Below are 16,788 nucleotides of genomic sequence, written 5' to 3'. Positions count from 1 at the left end.
TCAACGGATTTGCAGGGCCCATCAAGTCGATTGTCGGTGGCAATGATCTTAAAGATCTTTGCCACCTCCCCTGTAATTGATTATTTTCCGCCCATTTTCCAAGTCACCGTCACACCATAAGTGCGTGGCGGAGCAGGCGTGGCAAAGCCGCTGCCAATGTTTGGGGAATTGTGAAGAAAGTAATCTTCATTCAACAAATTATTGACCCAGGCCGAGACTTCGATATCACCAGACGGGAACAGATAGCCAAGACGGCCATTGACCAGACTATAGGAGGGCACGGCCGCAAAGGGAAGATTGTCAGGGTCCTGATAGGAGATCGCCTTATAGATATATTCACCCTGAGCGCTCAGGGTGCCGCCATCAGACATTTCATAGTCATAGCGACCAAGGAAGTTGACCGCGTGTTTCGGAGAATTCCGCAACTTCTTGCCAATTCTGTTGGTCGGAAGGCCGACGCCCGCTGCCGGACGATAGCCCGTGGGAATAAAGAAGTCCGAGAAATGAGCATCAAGATAAGTATAGGAACCACTGAGCGTCAGACCTTTTATAGGCACAGCCGTAAATTCAAGCTCGACGCCCTTGATCTTGGCGTTGGCCGCGTTCGACGTGAACAGAACGCCCGGAGTGTTCAGGGGCGCTTCATTCGGAACCAGGAGCTGCAGAACCTGCAGATTCTTATAGTCCGTCATGAACCCGGCAACGTTCACGCGCAGGCGCCGGTCAAACCATTCTGTTTTCGTGCCGATTTCATACTGGTAAGCGGTTTCGGGATTATAGGGCGCATTGGCCTGAACAGCCCGCCCAGAAAGCCCCGGGAAACCGCCAGATTTGAAGCCTTTGGAAATGCTTGCGTAGAACAAGATCTCATCGGTTGCCTGATAATCGGCGCTCACTTTGGGCGTGAAGGATTTCCAGTTTTTATGTCCCGTAACGTCATAATTTTCAAGGACGGTGAAGCCGCCAACGGTGCCGATGCCCCGCATGTCCTTTGTTTCATATGTGTATCTGGCGCCTGCCGTCAGCTTCAGCCGATCAAGGACGGCATAGGTTACCTGACCAAAACCTGCATAGCTTTTGGTGGTGTTGAGCTGCAGTTCCCCGCCTTGCGTCAAGGGAGCTACGACAGTGACGTTATTGCTGCTATCGAGACCATACATACCGAGCAGGGCTCGTTCATCGCGATCCGTTTTTTCATTGAGATAATAGAGCCCCGCCACCCACTGCAAAGCCGAGTCATTGGATGAAACCAGCCGGAATTCCTGGGTGTAGGTTTTGGCATGCTCCTCATAGGGATTCGAGCCAAAGAAGACAGTGGGAACGGCATGAGTGGACAATCGCAGCGCCGAAATTTCTTTGCCGCCGAGTTCATCATCAACATGCGTGTTGGCTTTTCTGAAGGACGACAGGGAGGTAAAGGTCATCGACGGAAAATGATAATCCGCGCGGGCCGTAACGCCCCAGGTATTGATCTTCGAAAGTCCCGGATCGGAGCTCAGATATGTATGAATGTCATTGGCGTAGTTCGGAATCAGAAGGGAATCTGTCGCATAGAATGTCCCGCCATTTCCCGGTCCGGCAACATAATGCCGTGAAGGACCGGACTGATCGAGATTTGAATAGCTGGCCGTCACATTGATATCAAGCTCATCATTCGGAACGAACCTCAGAGCGGCACGAATACTGTCCGTATTGATGTCCTGCCCTGTTATGGATTTCAATATGTCGGTTGATTTTCCCGGAAAGAATTGAGGATAGAGATAAGCCTGCGACTGGACATACCCATCGCGGCTTTTACTGGAAAAAGAGATTTTCCCGAATATCTTGTCAGTCAACGCGCCGCTTGCATAACCCCGAAGCGTGCGTGCATTCAGATTGCCGTATGAACCTTCAATCTTGTACTCAGGTGTTGCTTCAGGTTTTTTGGTGATAAAACTTATCGCACCGCCGACCACATTCTTCCCAAACAGTGTCCCCTGCGGACCACGGAGAACTTCCACTCGTTCAAGGTCGAAAAGATCCATGTCGGATCCCGCCGCACGGCCAAGGTAGACTTCATCAACAAAAACAATGACCGACTGATCGCCGGATGCACCGCGATCATTGGACCCAATGCCACGAATATAAAGCTGAGGCTGGCCCGCGTTGAAAACACCCATTGTGAAGCCGGGTGTGCGTTCGGTAATGGCTTTGATATCGACAATGCCTTGGCGATGCAGATCTTCGCTTGAAAAGGCCGTGATGGACAGCGGAACGGACTGCAGACTTTCCGCGCGCCGCTGAGCCGTGACAGTGATTTCCTCAAGGCCAACAATGTTTGTACCATCTGCAGCTTGCGCCGTGGCAGATGACAGTACCAGCCCCGGCAAGCAGAGACCGAGGGACAGCCAGTTGAGCCTGGAAAAAGATACGCTTTTTGTCTTCATTGCCTCAGATCTCCCTTATTGTTTTGATTTTACGTCATTATTTTATTTTTACTCGGACCGAATCATGGCTTTAAAGCTATCGTCCTCAAGAGGCTCCCCAAGGGCACAACTCGAACAAGTCCATATTAGCAAGTTAATGATAAAATTGCATAGGTCCAGATTTTTTATTTTGAAGGTGCCAGAAAAATGTCAGAGCATCAGGCTGTGGTTACCTGACTAATGATTAGGTTTTATTGCTGCCTTCGCTGAAAACCAGTCAGGGCGGCGATCGGAATTTTCCTGTTCTTTAAAAGAATTTATATTAAACAATTAGTTAGTTAAATTCATCTTCTGAGTGGCCCAGCGCAAAAAATCATCTGATGACCATATGCATTGCAGGCTAAATCCCAAGCCCCATAAATAAACGGTCTACAGCCTCACTTTTCCACCAGCCAGCAAGTGATTGCCATTCTCCTCAAATAAAATTAGTATTATTTTACAAGCACTGAAAAAAATATGCAGGAGCCGCTTCATGTCTGTTCCGATAGCCTATAGTCTTGCCCTTCTTGCCTTTGGGATTCAGGCTGCTTCCGCCCGTGATTACGCGGATACGCTTTACCTCAATGGCACCGTCATCACCATGGATGACGCAACACCGACAGCAAGTGCTGTGGCTGTTCGTGAAGGCAGGATCATTGCTGTAGGGACAAAGGCCGATACGGCTGTTTATGGCGGACCGAAAACGCGAGTCATTGATCTTGCGGGCAAGACAATGCTTCCGGGATTCATCGATGCTCATAGTCATATCGGTGATTACACATTGTTCTGGGGCCTGCCGGACCTTGCGCCCCCACCTGTGGGTGATGTGCTGTCGATCGCCGATATTTCTCGTGTCATGCGTGATTTTGTCACAACGCATAAACCTTCCGCAGACGTTATCACCGTCGGCTTCAGTTATGATGATTCCTTATTGGAAGAAAAACGTCATCCGAGCCTTGCTGAACTCAATCGGATCGCTCCCGGAACCCCCATTTGCCTCATTCATATCTCAGGCCATCTTGCCGCGTGCAACAGCGATGCGCTTGCTAAGCTCGGTTTTGTCAAAGGCTCACCCGACCCAAAGGGCGGCCGCATCCAGCGCGACAGTACAGGTGAGCCGACGGGCATCCTTGAAGAACAAGCCATCATGGCCATCCTCACGCATATGGCAAAAAAATCACCCGCACAGCTTCAGCGGGAATTTGGTGAAATTCAGGATTATTATGCACAGCAAGGCTATACGACCGCTCAGGACGGTCAGACCTTTGCACCCAGCACATTTGATCTTTTGCTTGCGGCACAGCGCGATAACAGTCTCAAGCTCGATATCATTTCTTATCCCAAATGGACCATCATCGAGCAAGAAGCCGCAAAACGCGGGTTCACTGTTGGCGGACCTTATGTCAATCATTTGAAATTTGCCGGCGTCAAGATTACAGAAGATGGATCGCCCCAAGGAAAAACCGCTTATTTGACTAAGCCCTATTTCCATTCCCCGGCCGGAGCGGCAAAGGACTATCGCGGCTCTCCCATTATGCCGCAGGATCAACTTGATGGCTGGTATGAAAAGTTCTTTACCAAAGGCTGGCAAGTGAATATTCATTGCAATGGCGATGCCTGTATCGACATGGCGATTGCTGCCATCGAAAAGGCTGAGCAGGCCCATCCGGAAAGTCGCGCCTCGCGCCCGGTGGTTATCCATTCACAGGTTATGCGGCCCGAACAGCTCGCGGCTTACAAACGTCTCGGTATTTTCCCCGCCTGGTTTGCGGAGCATGTCTTTTACTGGGGTGACTGGCATCGCACCGAAACACTTGGGCCTGAGCGCGCAGCTTTCATTTCACCCACGGCATCAGGTTTACAGGCAGGCCTGAAATTCAGTCTGCATACGGATGCCCCTGTTGTACCGCCCAAGCCTTTGCACGCAGTCTGGAGCGCGGTCAACCGCTTGACCCGAAGCGGCGTGGTCCTTGGCCCCGAACAGCGCATCTCCGTGATGGACGCCTTGCGTGCGGTGACAATCTGGGCGGCATATCAACAATTCGATGAGAAAATCAAAGGCACCATTACGCCCGGAAAGCTTGCTGACTTCACTATTCTCGGCGAAAATCCAACCACCATTTCGCCTCTGCGCATCAAAGATATTCCAGTGCTCATGACCATTAAAGAAGACAAAGTAATTTATGAACAGAAATGAAACTTCCTTCTTTTAGACTCGGAATTCGTTAATCCGATCCGCAAGTGGGTACCGGCTGCCATGCAGATTATGCCCATTTTTCAAATTATTGATGCGGTTCGCTATGCCTTGAGGTGTGGCCCGATCAGCAACTGATCAGGTTTACCAGCCTTGGCGGTCAACGCGGTAACGTTCTGGTTGAGCACGCCTCGGCTAGCTCCCAAAAATGCATGCCCCGGCCTTTCGACCGGGGCATGCATGGGTGATCAGCTTTCAGAACTGGCCTCAGCCCATCATCATCCTCAGAGCCAGGTAGAAAAGCGACGTATGTAAAGGGTTTTGACGAATTGCATGAGCACACAATAGCTGATCAAAGTTCCCGCCAGCCAGGGAAAATAGGCCCAGGGCAACGGCTCAAGACCGATCATGCTGCCAAATGGGGAGAACGGAATGAGGATCCCCACGGCCATCACAAGCCCGGTCATAAGCATCACCGGCAAGGGCGCTGTGCTTTGGAAGAACGGCACCTTGCGCGTGCGGATCATGTGAACGATCAGGGTCTGCGACAACAAGCCCTCGATAAACCATCCGGACTGAAACAGCGATTGCGCGCCTGTCGTATTCGCCTCGAACACATACCACATCAGAGCAAAGGTCGAGATATCGAAGATGGAACTGATCGGTCCGATAAAGACCATGAACCATCCGATGTCATCCGCCCGCCACTTCCGCGGTTTCGCCAGATAGTCTTCATCCATTTTATCCCAGGGCAGCGACAGCTGCGAGACTTCATAAGCGAGATTCTGGATCAGCAACTGGATTGGCAGCATCGGCAGAAAGGGCAGAAAAGCCGATGCAATCAGAACACTGAACACGTTTCCAAAATTCGAACTCGCCGTCATCTTGATGTATTTAATGATGTTGCCAAAGGTTTCACGGCCCTTGATGACGCCTTCTTCCAGCACCATCAGGCTCTTTTCAAGCAGGATGATATCGGCGGATTCCTTGGCAATATCCGCTGCGGTATCGACCGAAATGCCCACATCCGCATCCCGAAGCGCGGGCGCGTCATTGATGCCATCACCGAGATAACCGACGGTATGACCTTTTGATTGAAGCGCCTTGATCACACGCGCCTTATCGAGCGGTGACATCTTGGCAAAGACCGTCGTCCTTTCAACCAATTCGGCAAGCTGAGCCTCATCAAGCCTGGCAATATCCCGGCCGAGAACTGGTGTCCCGGCGTCCAGCCCCACTTCGCGGCAGATCTTGGTGGTGACCACGGCATTGTCACCGGTCAGAATTTTCACCACCACGCCATGCCCCTGCAACGCAGCGATTGCGGCCTGTGCGGTTTCCTTTGGCGGATCGAGGAACGCGAGAAAGCCATGAAGCGTTAGCCCCGCCTCATCCTCAAGCGAATAAGCTGCTTTCGTTTCGGCTAACGCAAACTCACGGGTGGCAACCAGAATGACACGCAGACCATCCTCGTTCAGCGCCTGCGCACGGGCAAGAATCTTGGCCCGCAGCTCCGCATCAAGCGGTCGAATCCCGTCCTGGTCTTCAACGAAGGTCGAGATCGAAAGCATTTCCTCAACAGCCCCTTTGCAAACCAGCAGATGGGCATCTTCCTTATCGGCAACCACAATAGATAAGCGCCGGCGCACGAAATCGAACGGCATCTCATCAATCTTGCGATAATGCAGCGGGCGTTTAATCCCTTTGCGCCCCTTATGGGCCTCGGCATAATCAAGGACGGCCACATCGAGCAGATTTTTGACGCCGGTCTGATGCTGACTGTTCAGCCAAGCCAATTGCAACACACGGTCGTCCGCCACCCCGTCCACATTGAGATGCGTTTCCAGAATGACCTTGTCCTGGGTCAGGGTCCCGGTCTTGTCGGTGCACAGCACGTCCATAGCACCGAAATTCTGAATTGCATTAAGCCGTTTGACGATCACCTTGCGGCGCGACATGGCGACGGCACCTTTGGCAAGGTTTGCGGTGACAACAAGTGGCAACATTTCCGGCGTCAAACCGACAGCAACCGACAAGGAGAACATCAGCGCCGCGCCCCAGTCACCTTTGACCACGCCATTGATGACAAGCACGATCGGCACCATGATGAGCATGAACCGGATCAGCAGAAAGCTGACACTTTTCACGCCTTTGTCGAAGGAGGTTTCAGGCCTCGATCCAACAACCGCCTTCGACAGCGAGCCAAAATACGTGTTGTGCCCCGTCGCAACCACAGCCGCGCAGCCTTGCCCGCTGACCACATTGGTGCCCATGAAGCAAATGTTGCTGACATCAAGAGGGCCGGCATCTGATGCGGAAATAGCCAATGCCGATTTCTCGGCAACCGCACCGACCGTGTCATATTTTTCTACCGGAATAGACTCGCCCGTGAGCACAGCTTGACTGACAAACAGATCCTTCGACTCGATCAGCCGCACATCGGCCGGGATCATATCCCCAGCCCCAAGGCGCACGATATCCCCGACCACGAGCTCGCGCATGGGAATCTCACGCCAGTCGCCCGTCGTATCCGGGCTTGAGCGACGCAGAACCGTTGCAGTGGTGCGCACCATCGCCTGAAGCGTCTCAGCCGCGCGGCTTGAGCGAAACTCCTGCCAGAATCGCAACGTAACGCTCAGAAAAATCATTGTGCCGATAATGATCGGCCCGATGAGATCGTCTGGCTCCAGATAAATCGAAATCGCCGCCAGCAACGCCAATACAAGAATGAAAGGATTTTTGAACGTGGCAAGCAGTTGCACCATCCAATGCGGTGCTTTTTCATGTGCTGTTTCATTTGGCCCGTTCTGATCAAGCCGGACCTGGGCCTCGGCTTCTGTCAAGCCGCGGGCCCTTGTTTTGAGGATCGCCAGAGTATCCGCGATTCCGTTCTGTGCCTCCTGCACAGCCCGCAATGAGAGTGCGGAGTCCTCCCTGCCCCTCTCAGCACGGTCATGGCGGATTTGGAGATTGGTCTTCATTTGGGATCTACCTTGCTACTGTCTGCGCGACATGCAGCAAGGTAGATCCCCTATGCGTTTGCCGCGTGGGTTGCTCTGCCTTGGTGCTTGGTCGTGCAGCTATTCGTTGTAACTTGCGACAGAAAAGCGGTCGCTGTTCCGGTATCGCAGTCCGGAACAGCGCCGCATCTAGGCCCTTCGTCCATGATTGGTCTCCTTACCAAATGATCTGCTAAGCTGCTGCACGGAAATTGTAGCTATTGTGGTGAGCCCGAAGGAAAGATCGCTCAACCGCAATAGGACTATCACCCTCCGCATCGGAAACGACAGCACTCATCGCCCAGCGGCATGCGAGATTTCCAGTTGGTAGATTGAGCGTCCAGCGGCATGTCAGCCGATGCCTCCCCGTCAAGCGCGGCAGAGCCGAAACGCGAGGGAGACCCTGTACTGGAACGAGCACGGCATCCTTACGAAGCCGGTTAAAACACGATGAGATGGAAAAAGTTTTCATGTTGTTTACCTCCTGGCCCCCTTACGGCGGGCGGAGGTGAACAAGTGGCGACCCTAGGTCCGAACGCCGCTGCTCACCCAGCGCAAGCCGGGAGCAATCCTCTGTTTCTTAAGCGGCGCCCAAAGTCGGGCGCCTCTACTAGGGTGGCTATCCATTTTTCTCTCGTTGTAATGACTGATGCCCGGCGCTCACGCGGCCACTTAGGCTTAGCCCGGATACCCCTCTGACACACAATCGTCAAGCAAAAAAACAGGGCTGATCTGAGTGCCTGTCAATCGGCAAAGAAAACTCGTAAAAACGGCTTCCCTCATCATTCCCATGTCCCGCCGAGAGCCAGGAAAAACGCCGTCGTATCAAGATAACGTTCGCCCAAAGCTTGAATTCGGCTAATCCTTGCTTCCTGATAACTTGTCTGTGCAGTTAGCAGCGCCAAAATATTGACATCGCCCGCATCAAGTTGAACGCGCGTAAGATCCAGCGCTTTCTTCGATGCCGTTTCGGCCACAACAGAGGCCGCAAATGATTTAGCATCGGCATCAAGCGCATACATCGCATCCGCCACGTTTTGAAAGGCAACAAGAACAGCCATACGATATTGCGCCATGGCATCTTTCAATTCCGCTTCCGCCGCGCGCTGGCGATGCTTTAAAGAATTGAAATCGAAGATCGTTTGGGTGAGCGATCCGCCAATGGACCAGAACTTGTTACTGTCCGCGAACATTTTATCAAACTGTGTTGCCGTCCCTCCCCAAATGGCGGAAATCGAAAACTGCGGCAAACGACTGGCCACGGCAACCCCGACATTGGCGCTGGCGCTATGCACTTGTGCCTCGGCCGCGCGAACATCCGGCCGATGTTGAACCAGCAACGACGGGATAGTGGCAGGCAAGGCCTGCGGCAACTGAAGGGTATCGAGATCAATCCTCTCAAGGCCACCTTCAGACGGCAACCGTCCGGTCAAAATCGCCAGCAAATTGCGATTTTGCTCCAGTTGTTTTTGCAGGGGCGGCAAAGTTTGCTGCACCTGGGCTAGCGCAACTTCCTGATTTGCTACATCGAGAGGAGAAACGAACCCGAGGTCAGCTTGCCGGTTCAGCACCTTCAGAAAATGCGCACTCGTTTCAATCATATTTTCTGTGGCAGAAATTTCAGCGCTGAGGACCGCCTCTTGAATAGCTGCGCTCACCACATTCGAAGCCAGCGCGAGATACGCCGCCTGAAGCTGAAATCTCTGCATTTCCTCTTGAGCCGACAGCGATTCCATCGTCCGACGATTAAGGCCGAACACATCAGGCATGTAACTCACGCTCAATTGTGCGGTATGCAAGGTAAAGAGTGGGCGTTCCGACGCCAAGGTCGGCGAAATGGTTCCAACCGCCTCTCGTTGTCGGGTGGCTGAATAGTCTCCCGCCAAAGTCGGAAAATAATTGCCGAATTGTGCCGCCGAATTTTCCTGAGCCTGGCGCAAAACCGCTTTGGCACTGTCGATGGTTGGATTATGCGCAAACGCCTGAGCCACCAGCTCGTCAAGGGCCGGAGATCCAAACAAGGTCCACCATTCCTGCGGTAAAGCCACGGTGGAATTATACTGCTGCGCTGCGCCCCCCGGAACTGCCACAGCAACGGTCGTGCTCAGCGGTTCCCGCGTATAGTGTTCAACCTTAGGCGCATCTGGCCGGTGAAAATCCGGCCCGACAGCACAACCCGCTGTCAGAAGAATTCCAGCAACTGCACCCGACCGTCCGAGCATCTTTGAACAATAAAGAAGTCTGGTTTTATAGGACATGTTCTTACTCGTCAGAAGCTGGCGCGATGACCGCACCATCGCAAGACTGATCAGATCTCATCATTGATGACTGGACCTGGTGTTTTTTTCAGCGGCTTTTCCGACCATTTCAGCACCATAACTTGAAGTGCCGGCGCAACAATCAGAAGCATGATGGGGCCGATCAGCATGCCGCCAACCACCACGGTCGCAAGCGGACGCTGCACCTGACTGCCGATGCCTGTGGATAATGCCGCAGGCAGCAAACCGATGCAGGCCGACAAGGATGTCATGAGCATCGGCCGCATGCGCTGTTCAGCCGCTTGTCGCATGGCTCCCAAAGGATCTTTGCCCTCGGCAATGAGGTGATTGAAATATGTCAGGATCAGAATTCCATTCATCACCGAGACACCGAACAAGGACACAAATCCAATAGCCGCCGAGACACTGAGCGCTAGCCCCGTCAGATAAAGCGCAATGATTCCTCCCGCAATCGCGAACGGAATTGCAGCCAGCGTCAGCAGACTGTCACGCAATGAATTGAACAGCGTATAAAGCAGAAACAGGATCATCCCGATCGCGATCGGCAAAACCATCATCAGACGGGATTTGGCCAGTTGCAGTTCTTCAAACTCTCCCGCCCAGGCGATACGATAGCCTTCGGGCAGAGCCACGTTTTGCTGAATGCGCGCCTGCGCCTCAGCCACTGTGCCACCAAGATCACGCCCGCGAACACTGAACTTCACAGGAATATAACGCTGGTTACGTTCATGATAGATATAGGATGCCCCCGTATCGACAGATATGGTCGCCAACTGATCCAAGGGAATATAGGCCGTAGCACCGGATGGCGACACATAGCCGACCGGTATTTTTGAAACCGCCTCAATGCTCGATCGATGCTCCGGTGCGAAACGCACACTCAGGTCGACAAAGCGATCATCCTCAAGAACTGTGGTGGCCTGCACGCCGCCGGCCGCCGCCTCGATAACAGTATTGATGGCGCCCGTATTGAGGCCATAGCGTGCCGCTTTCTCACGATCGATAGCGATATTGAGATTTGGCTGACCAAGTACACGAAACACCCCAAGGTCCGCGACACCGTCAATCTTGCGCATCTCGTCATAGACTTGATCCGCGAGGCTCTCCAGAACCTTGAGATCGGGACCAATAATTTTGACAGAATTGGCTCCCTTAACTCCTGACAAACCTTCCTGGATATTGTCCTGGATATATTGCGAGAAATTAAATTCTATTCCGGTAAATTCGGCAGCGAATTCTTTTTGAAGCGTTTCAACCAGCTTTTCCTTGGTTTCACCTGCAGGCCATTTGTTGAAGGGTTTGAGCGGGGCAAACAACTCGACATTATAAAAACTCGAGGCATCGCTCCCGTCATCCGGCCGACCGTGTTGCGAGACTACGGTGAGAACTTCCGGGTGATTTTTCAAAATCTGACGCATGCGATTGACCTTGTCCATCCCGGCTTCAAGAGAGATGGTGGTCGGCATCGTGGCCCTGATCCAAAGGTTCCCTTCCTCAAGCGCCGGCAGAAACTCGGTACCAATCCGTGGCAACAGAAAACCTGCCAGAACCAGAAAAACAACTCCGATGCCAACCGTGGTCTTGCGCTGCTCAAGCGCCCAATCAAGGACTGGTATATATACCCGGCGGATGGCACGTACGACCAGAGTTTCTGTTTCCTTGATATGTTTCGGCAGAAGAAAGGACGCGAGGACCGGCGTAATGGTAAAGGTCGCAATCAGCGCGCCAATCAGCGCATAGGCATAGGTCCGGGCCATCGGGCTGAAGATTTGCCCTTCGACACCCTGCATGGTGAAAAGCGGGATGAATGCTGCGACCGTAATGGCGGTGGAAAATAGAACCGCACGATCCACCTGCTTGCTGCTCACATAGATCAAGCGCAGCCGGTTTGACCAACCCCGCCTGGCCATCTTGGTTCCGGAGACATCAAAATCGGCCTGGGCTTGCTCATCCAGGCGATGCAACTGTTCGTCGTGATTTTTCTGAAAATTTCGGAATATATTTTCCACCAGAATAACAGCGGCATCGACAATAATCCCAAAATCAATGGCTCCGACGGATAGAAGATTTGCTGATTCACCCATAAGCACCAATATGATGATACTGAAGAACAGGGCAAAGGGGATACTCGCACAGACGATCACCGCACTGCGCAAATCTCCGAGAAAAATCCACTGAATGAAGAAAACCAGAAGGCAGCCAAAAAGAAGATTGTGCAGAACCGTATGTGTCGTCACGTCGACCAGAGTCGAACGGTCATAGATCGGCACCATCTTCACGCCAGTTGGCAATGTACCATCTCTATTGATCGTCTCCACCTCGGCCTTGACCACGGCAACGATGTCGCTGGTTTTCTGCAACTGGTTCATAACAATGACGCCGGTCACCACATCGTCCTCGTCATCACGACCCGCTTTACCGAGGCGCGGGACGTGACCGATCTTGACCTCCGCCACGTCCTTGATCAGAACCGGAGTGCCGTTCGCTTCACTCAGGACGATATTGGCAATATCCGCCGTATCGCGGATCAGGCCAAGGCCGCGAATATTGATCGACTGTTCACCAATATTGACGGTGCGTCCGCCCACGTTCGTATTGGCATTGCCAATGGCCTCGATAACCTGCGGCAGAGTGACGTTATAGCCTTGCAGCTTGTGCGGATCGACGTCAACGTCATACTCTTTGGTTGTTCCGCCCCAGGTCACCACCTGCTGAACGCCCGGCACGGTCAGCAACCGGCGTGTCACCACCCAATCTTGCAAGGAGCGTAATTCAGTCAGGCTATAATGCGGCGGTCCAACCAGCTGATAGCGGTAGATTTCACCGACAAGGCTCGAGGCCTGGATCTCCGGCTGCACATTGTTGGGCAGTGCGACATTCTGTTGTAAATGAAGGGCCGCTTGCGTGTAGGCAAAGTGATAGTCGACGCCATATTTAAACGTCACACGAATAAAGCTTAGACCATAAAAAGATGTGGAGCGGATATTATCCACTCCCGGCGTGGTCGCAAGGCCCACTTCCAAAGGCCGCGTGTAAGACCGCTCCATCTCTTCGGCCGACAGGCCTGCAACCTGCGCCGTGATCTCGAGGATCACCGGCGCCGGATTGGGATAGGCTTCGATATTCAGACGCGAATAGGCCACAAGCCCGGCAACTATGAAGGCGGCTAACCCGACCAGAATTATGGGCCGGCGAGAGAGCGCAAATGAAATAAGGCCTCTGAGCACGATACATCTTTCACAAATATAACGATAATTGACTGGTGATTATTGCGACTTGAGAGAGATCGCATTGCTCAGAAAAAGCGCTCCGTCAGAGGCGATCTGCTCACCCTCGGACAGCCCCTCGACAATCTGATAAAAGCCAGCCTGCTTCAGGCCCAGCTTGACCGCTCGCCGTTCAAATTTACGTCCGTCGCGGGTCACGAAAACCGTCATCGCGCCCGTGGTTTCCCACACGACACTATTGTCCGGAACCGCAGGAGAATGTTTGATATCACCCGTATCGATGACAAAATTCGCCAGCATTTGCGGACGCAATTCATGGTGCGGATCGGGGATTTCGGAATGCACCGTAATCCGATGTGTGGCCGGATCAACGGCGGCGGCAATGTAATTTAAGACGCCCGGAAAACTCCGCCCCGGCAAGGCTGTGACTGCAACCGAAACAGGCTGACCAAGCTTCAATCTCGGCAGGTCGCTTTCGGAAACGTTCGCGACCATCCAGATACTGGACAGGTCGGCAACGGCCACGGGCGCAGGCTGATCGCCCGGCTGAGCCAACAATCCCGGCGCAGCATTGCGCGCCGTCACCCGGCCGGATAACGGACTTTTTATGATTAGATCGCCACTGACCTGTCGGGTGGCGAGAATTTTATCGATGTCGGCATTGGACCTTCCAAAAATGCGCACAGCATCTCGTGCGGCTTTGTAATTTGCCTCTGCGGTCTGATGCTCGTTGATCGCTTCGTCCAGATCCTTTTGCGCCGCGGCCTGGCCCTCCATCATCTTCTGAACCCGACTTAGCGCCTTCGCAGTCATCTGCAACGCGCCTTCGGTCGCAATCAGATTTGCTTCCGCCTGGCCGAGATCCGGACTGTCAATTATATAAAGAGGCTGACCATTTTTGACCTCATCTCCCGCCTTGACATGGATCTCCTTGATCCGGCCTGCCCAGGGAGTAAAGACTTGAACGGTCTTGTCCTGGTTGAAGTCGATATAACCAACGGCGCTGCTCTGTGGCACAAAATCACGCATTCCGACAGGCATCAGTTTGATGGTTTTTTTCTGAAGATCGCTGATCGTGACGCTGTTCTGATCAGCGGAGATTTTTTCCGCCTCTTGATCCAGGTCCTGCTTGTCTCCTCCATCGAAAAGGTAGAAGACAATAATGACAAATAAGGCGGCAAGAGGCACACCGGCCATCAGAAATTTTTTCGAGACTGCCGTCTTCATAATTTTCCACCCACATCAGCCTTTCCTGCTGACCGTCAAACAGGAATTTGGTATATAAATTAGAGGATTATAGTGTTTCATCGGCCCCGCTGTTCAAAAGCGTGTGTAAGATACACGGGCGACCTTACAGAACGCTTACAGAACCTGAGTCAGAGATTTTTTGTTATCTTCAGTCACCGGCCTGCGATCGTTCGTCTGGTATGAGGGATCAACTGCCTGCTTAAATTAGAGTTTTCCAATGCGCATATTATTGATCGAGGATGATGCCGATCTTGGTTTTGGAATTTCACTTGCTCTCGGAAAACTGAACTACAAGCTTGATCTTGCCGGTGACGGTATCGCCGCCGAGCATATGCTGCTGACCCAGAGCTATGACTTGATAATTCTCGATCTCGGGCTGCCGAAAATGGACGGCTTCGGAGTGTTGCGTCAAATTCGGCACCGGAAAATTGATACGCCGGTCCTGATCCTGACAGCCCGGGACAGTATCGAAGACCGGGTCGCCGGCCTCGATGCCGGAGCAGACGATTATCTGGTCAAGCCCTTTGCAATGACCGAACTCACAGCCCGCATACGCGCGCTGCTACGGCGCAGCCTTGGTGGAGAGACGGCTGTATTACGTAATGGGGTTTTGACCCTGGATACGGCAAGCCAAATAGCCAAAGCAGGGGACAAATTTCTCAAACTGACGCCACGGGAGTTCATTCTTCTTGAACTGATCATGCGCAAATCCGGTCAGATCGTGCACAAGTCCGATCTGATCGACCGCTTCAGTGATTGGGACAATGAATTGGGCGAGAATGCCATAGAGGTTTCGATCTTCCGGCTGCGGAAAAAACTGGCGCCTTATGGCATTACCATCCAGACCATACGTGGCGCCGGCTATCTCATGGAAAGAGATTAGGGAACATCACCATGCAGCACTCAATTCGCCGGACCCTGTTGATTTGGCTATTGCTTCCCCTGATCACATTATTGGCCGGAGATGGGGTCAATGCTTATTTCACCGGCCTTCATATTGCCAATACAGTTTATGATCGCGCACTCTATGATAGCGTTCTGACACTTGGGGTCCTCGTCCGCTCCAATGATGGCGAAGTGAGCGTTGATCTGCCCGCCGTGGCGCGACGCATGCTCGAAGTCGATCCGCTAGATAAAGTTTATTACTCCGTTCATTCCATGGATGGAGAAACGCTGGCTGGTACGTCTGCTCTCCCCGCCCTGATGGATCATATGCCGACATCCGCAGCCCCTATCTATTATGATAGTCTTTATAACGGGCAAACCATCCGCATAGCAGCGGCCAAGATCACGCCCCAGGGCGATGGCCTGCAATCCGTTATCGTTCAGGTCGCGGAAACGAGGAAAAAAAGACAGGTCATGACGGGAGAAATTCTCCGGCAAAGCATCCTGCCTTTGGCGATTTATCTGATACTCTCCTTGATTGTCGTACTTATTGCGGTGAAGCACGCGCTCAAACCCCTTCAGCGCATCTCAGAAGCCGTCGATCGCCGGACAGCCATTGATCTTCAACCCTTGTTCGTTTCAAATGCGCCGATAGAAATTCGCTCGCTCATTACTGCCTTCAACAATCTGATGAAGCGCTTTGAAAGCAGTTTCGCTCTTCAAAAACGTTTTGTTGCCAATGCCGCCCATCAATTGCGGACCCCCGTCGCCGGCATGCGCGCCATCATCGAAGCAGAGATCATGGACGTTCCGCCCGAGCAGGTCCCACCTGCCCTGGCCCAATTGCATCATTCCATATTGCGCACGTCGCGACTGGTTACACAGCTTTTGACATTATCGCGGGCGGAGCCAGGAATTCCGGTTACCCATGTGGCTGTGGACATGAGTGCAGTTCTGGCTGCGACGGTTCAGGATCATCAGAATCTCGCCTCTGAAAAAAATATAACACTCACGACAACGATTGAATCCAATCTGATTGTACTTGCCGATCCGGTCATGCTCGGCGAGATGATTAGTAATCTCATCGACAACGCAATTCGCTACAGCCCCCAAGGCACGACCATAGTCATACAACTTGAAAGAACAGAAAAAACGGTCGAGCTGAAAATTACTGACGAGGGTCAGGGCATTCATGAACGTGAGCGCGATAAAGTTTTCGAGCGCTTTTATCGTAGCTCGAACACCCGCCAAGACGGATCTGGTCTCGGCCTTGCCATTGTCCGGGAAATTGCCGAAGCCCATGGGGCTCAGGTGTCGTTGCTGCCCCGCGGAGACAAGGCCGGAACTGTTGCCATGGTGGAATTGCCATTGGCACCCCTGAAACAGGCAACGCCCCGGGGTTGAACGGCTTCTGCCTGCCGGACAAGAATAATATCCTGAGCGCTCCCTGATTATATTGCCGTAGTTTACCTATACAAATATGCTGCGTTGCGGCATATTAATATAGTGCAC

At 52.7% G+C, this 16,788-nt stretch carries 8 protein-coding genes; 3 read left to right on the top strand and 5 right to left on the bottom strand.

The annotated features are described in order from the left end of the window. Positions 1-80 precede the first annotated feature (80 nt). Entirely contained in the window at positions 81-2,426 is a 2,346-nt protein-coding gene (locus tag NYP16_RS10655; RefSeq protein WP_274944123.1) for a TonB-dependent receptor, read from the bottom strand. Between the two features lie 511 nt (positions 2,427-2,937). Between NYP16_RS10655 and NYP16_RS10650 the strand changes: the two genes are divergently transcribed. Further along, positions 2,938-4,641 carry an amidohydrolase gene (locus tag NYP16_RS10650; protein ID WP_274944122.1) on the top strand — a complete coding sequence of 568 codons (1,704 nt, stop codon included), beginning with the start codon at positions 2,938-2,940 and terminating at the stop codon, positions 4,639-4,641. Positions 4,642-4,922: 281 nt separating this feature from the next. Here NYP16_RS10650 and mgtA read toward each other — a convergent pair whose 3' ends face one another. The 4 genes from mgtA to NYP16_RS10630 form a co-directional block, all read right to left on the bottom strand. Then, entirely contained in the window at positions 4,923-7,619 is a 2,697-nt protein-coding gene (mgtA, locus tag NYP16_RS10645; protein WP_274944121.1) for a magnesium-translocating P-type ATPase, read from the bottom strand. 800 nt (positions 7,620-8,419) lie between these two features. Next, a complete protein-coding gene (locus NYP16_RS10640) occupies positions 8,420-9,895 on the bottom strand; it encodes an efflux transporter outer membrane subunit (protein ID WP_274944120.1) in 1,476 nt (491 codons plus the stop codon). A 50-nt stretch (positions 9,896-9,945) separates the two neighbouring features. Next, positions 9,946-13,143: an efflux RND transporter permease subunit gene (locus tag NYP16_RS10635; protein WP_274944119.1), complete on the bottom strand. Its 3,198-nt coding sequence runs from the start codon at positions 13,141-13,143 to the stop codon at positions 9,946-9,948. A 39-nt stretch (positions 13,144-13,182) separates the two neighbouring features. After that, complete coding sequence (locus NYP16_RS10630) at positions 13,183-14,370, bottom strand: efflux RND transporter periplasmic adaptor subunit (protein WP_274944118.1); 1,188 nt, start codon at positions 14,368-14,370, stop codon at positions 13,183-13,185. Positions 14,371-14,608: 238 nt separating this feature from the next. Between NYP16_RS10630 and NYP16_RS10625 the strand changes: the two genes are divergently transcribed. After that, positions 14,609-15,274 (top strand): response regulator, encoded by a 666-nt coding sequence (locus tag NYP16_RS10625; protein ID WP_274944117.1) that lies wholly within the window; start codon positions 14,609-14,611, stop codon positions 15,272-15,274. Positions 15,275-15,285: 11 nt separating this feature from the next. Beyond that, positions 15,286-16,680, top strand: a complete 1,395-nt coding sequence (locus NYP16_RS10620) for a sensor histidine kinase (protein WP_274944116.1) — start codon at positions 15,286-15,288, stop codon at positions 16,678-16,680. Positions 16,681-16,788: the final 108 nt, after the last annotated feature.

The sequence above is a fragment of the Govania unica genome (genome assembly GCF_027920805.1).
In the GTDB taxonomy this organism is placed as follows: domain Bacteria; phylum Pseudomonadota; class Alphaproteobacteria; order Sphingomonadales; family Govanellaceae; genus Govanella; species Govanella unica.
Note: the sequence above shows the minus strand (reverse complement) of the source record. Positions and strands in the feature narration are given on the sequence as shown.

What these genes read in the sequence shown, in the direction of transcription:
- NYP16_RS10620 (WP_274944116.1), top strand. Translation starts at nt 15,286, where the DNA reads ATGCAGCACTCAATTCGCCGGACCCTGTTGATTTGGCTATTGCTTCCC.
- mgtA (WP_274944121.1), bottom strand. Translation starts at nt 7,619, where the DNA reads ATGAAGACCAATCTCCAAATCCGCCATGACCGTGCTGAGAGGGGCAGG.
- NYP16_RS10625 (WP_274944117.1), top strand. Translation starts at nt 14,609, where the DNA reads ATGCGCATATTATTGATCGAGGATGATGCCGATCTTGGTTTTGGAATT.
- NYP16_RS10630 (WP_274944118.1), bottom strand. Translation starts at nt 14,370, where the DNA reads ATGAAGACGGCAGTCTCGAAAAAATTTCTGATGGCCGGTGTGCCTCTT.
- NYP16_RS10655 (WP_274944123.1), bottom strand. Translation starts at nt 2,426, where the DNA reads ATGAAGACAAAAAGCGTATCTTTTTCCAGGCTCAACTGGCTGTCCCTC.
- NYP16_RS10640 (WP_274944120.1), bottom strand. Translation starts at nt 9,895, where the DNA reads ATGTCCTATAAAACCAGACTTCTTTATTGTTCAAAGATGCTCGGACGG.
- NYP16_RS10650 (WP_274944122.1), top strand. Translation starts at nt 2,938, where the DNA reads ATGTCTGTTCCGATAGCCTATAGTCTTGCCCTTCTTGCCTTTGGGATT.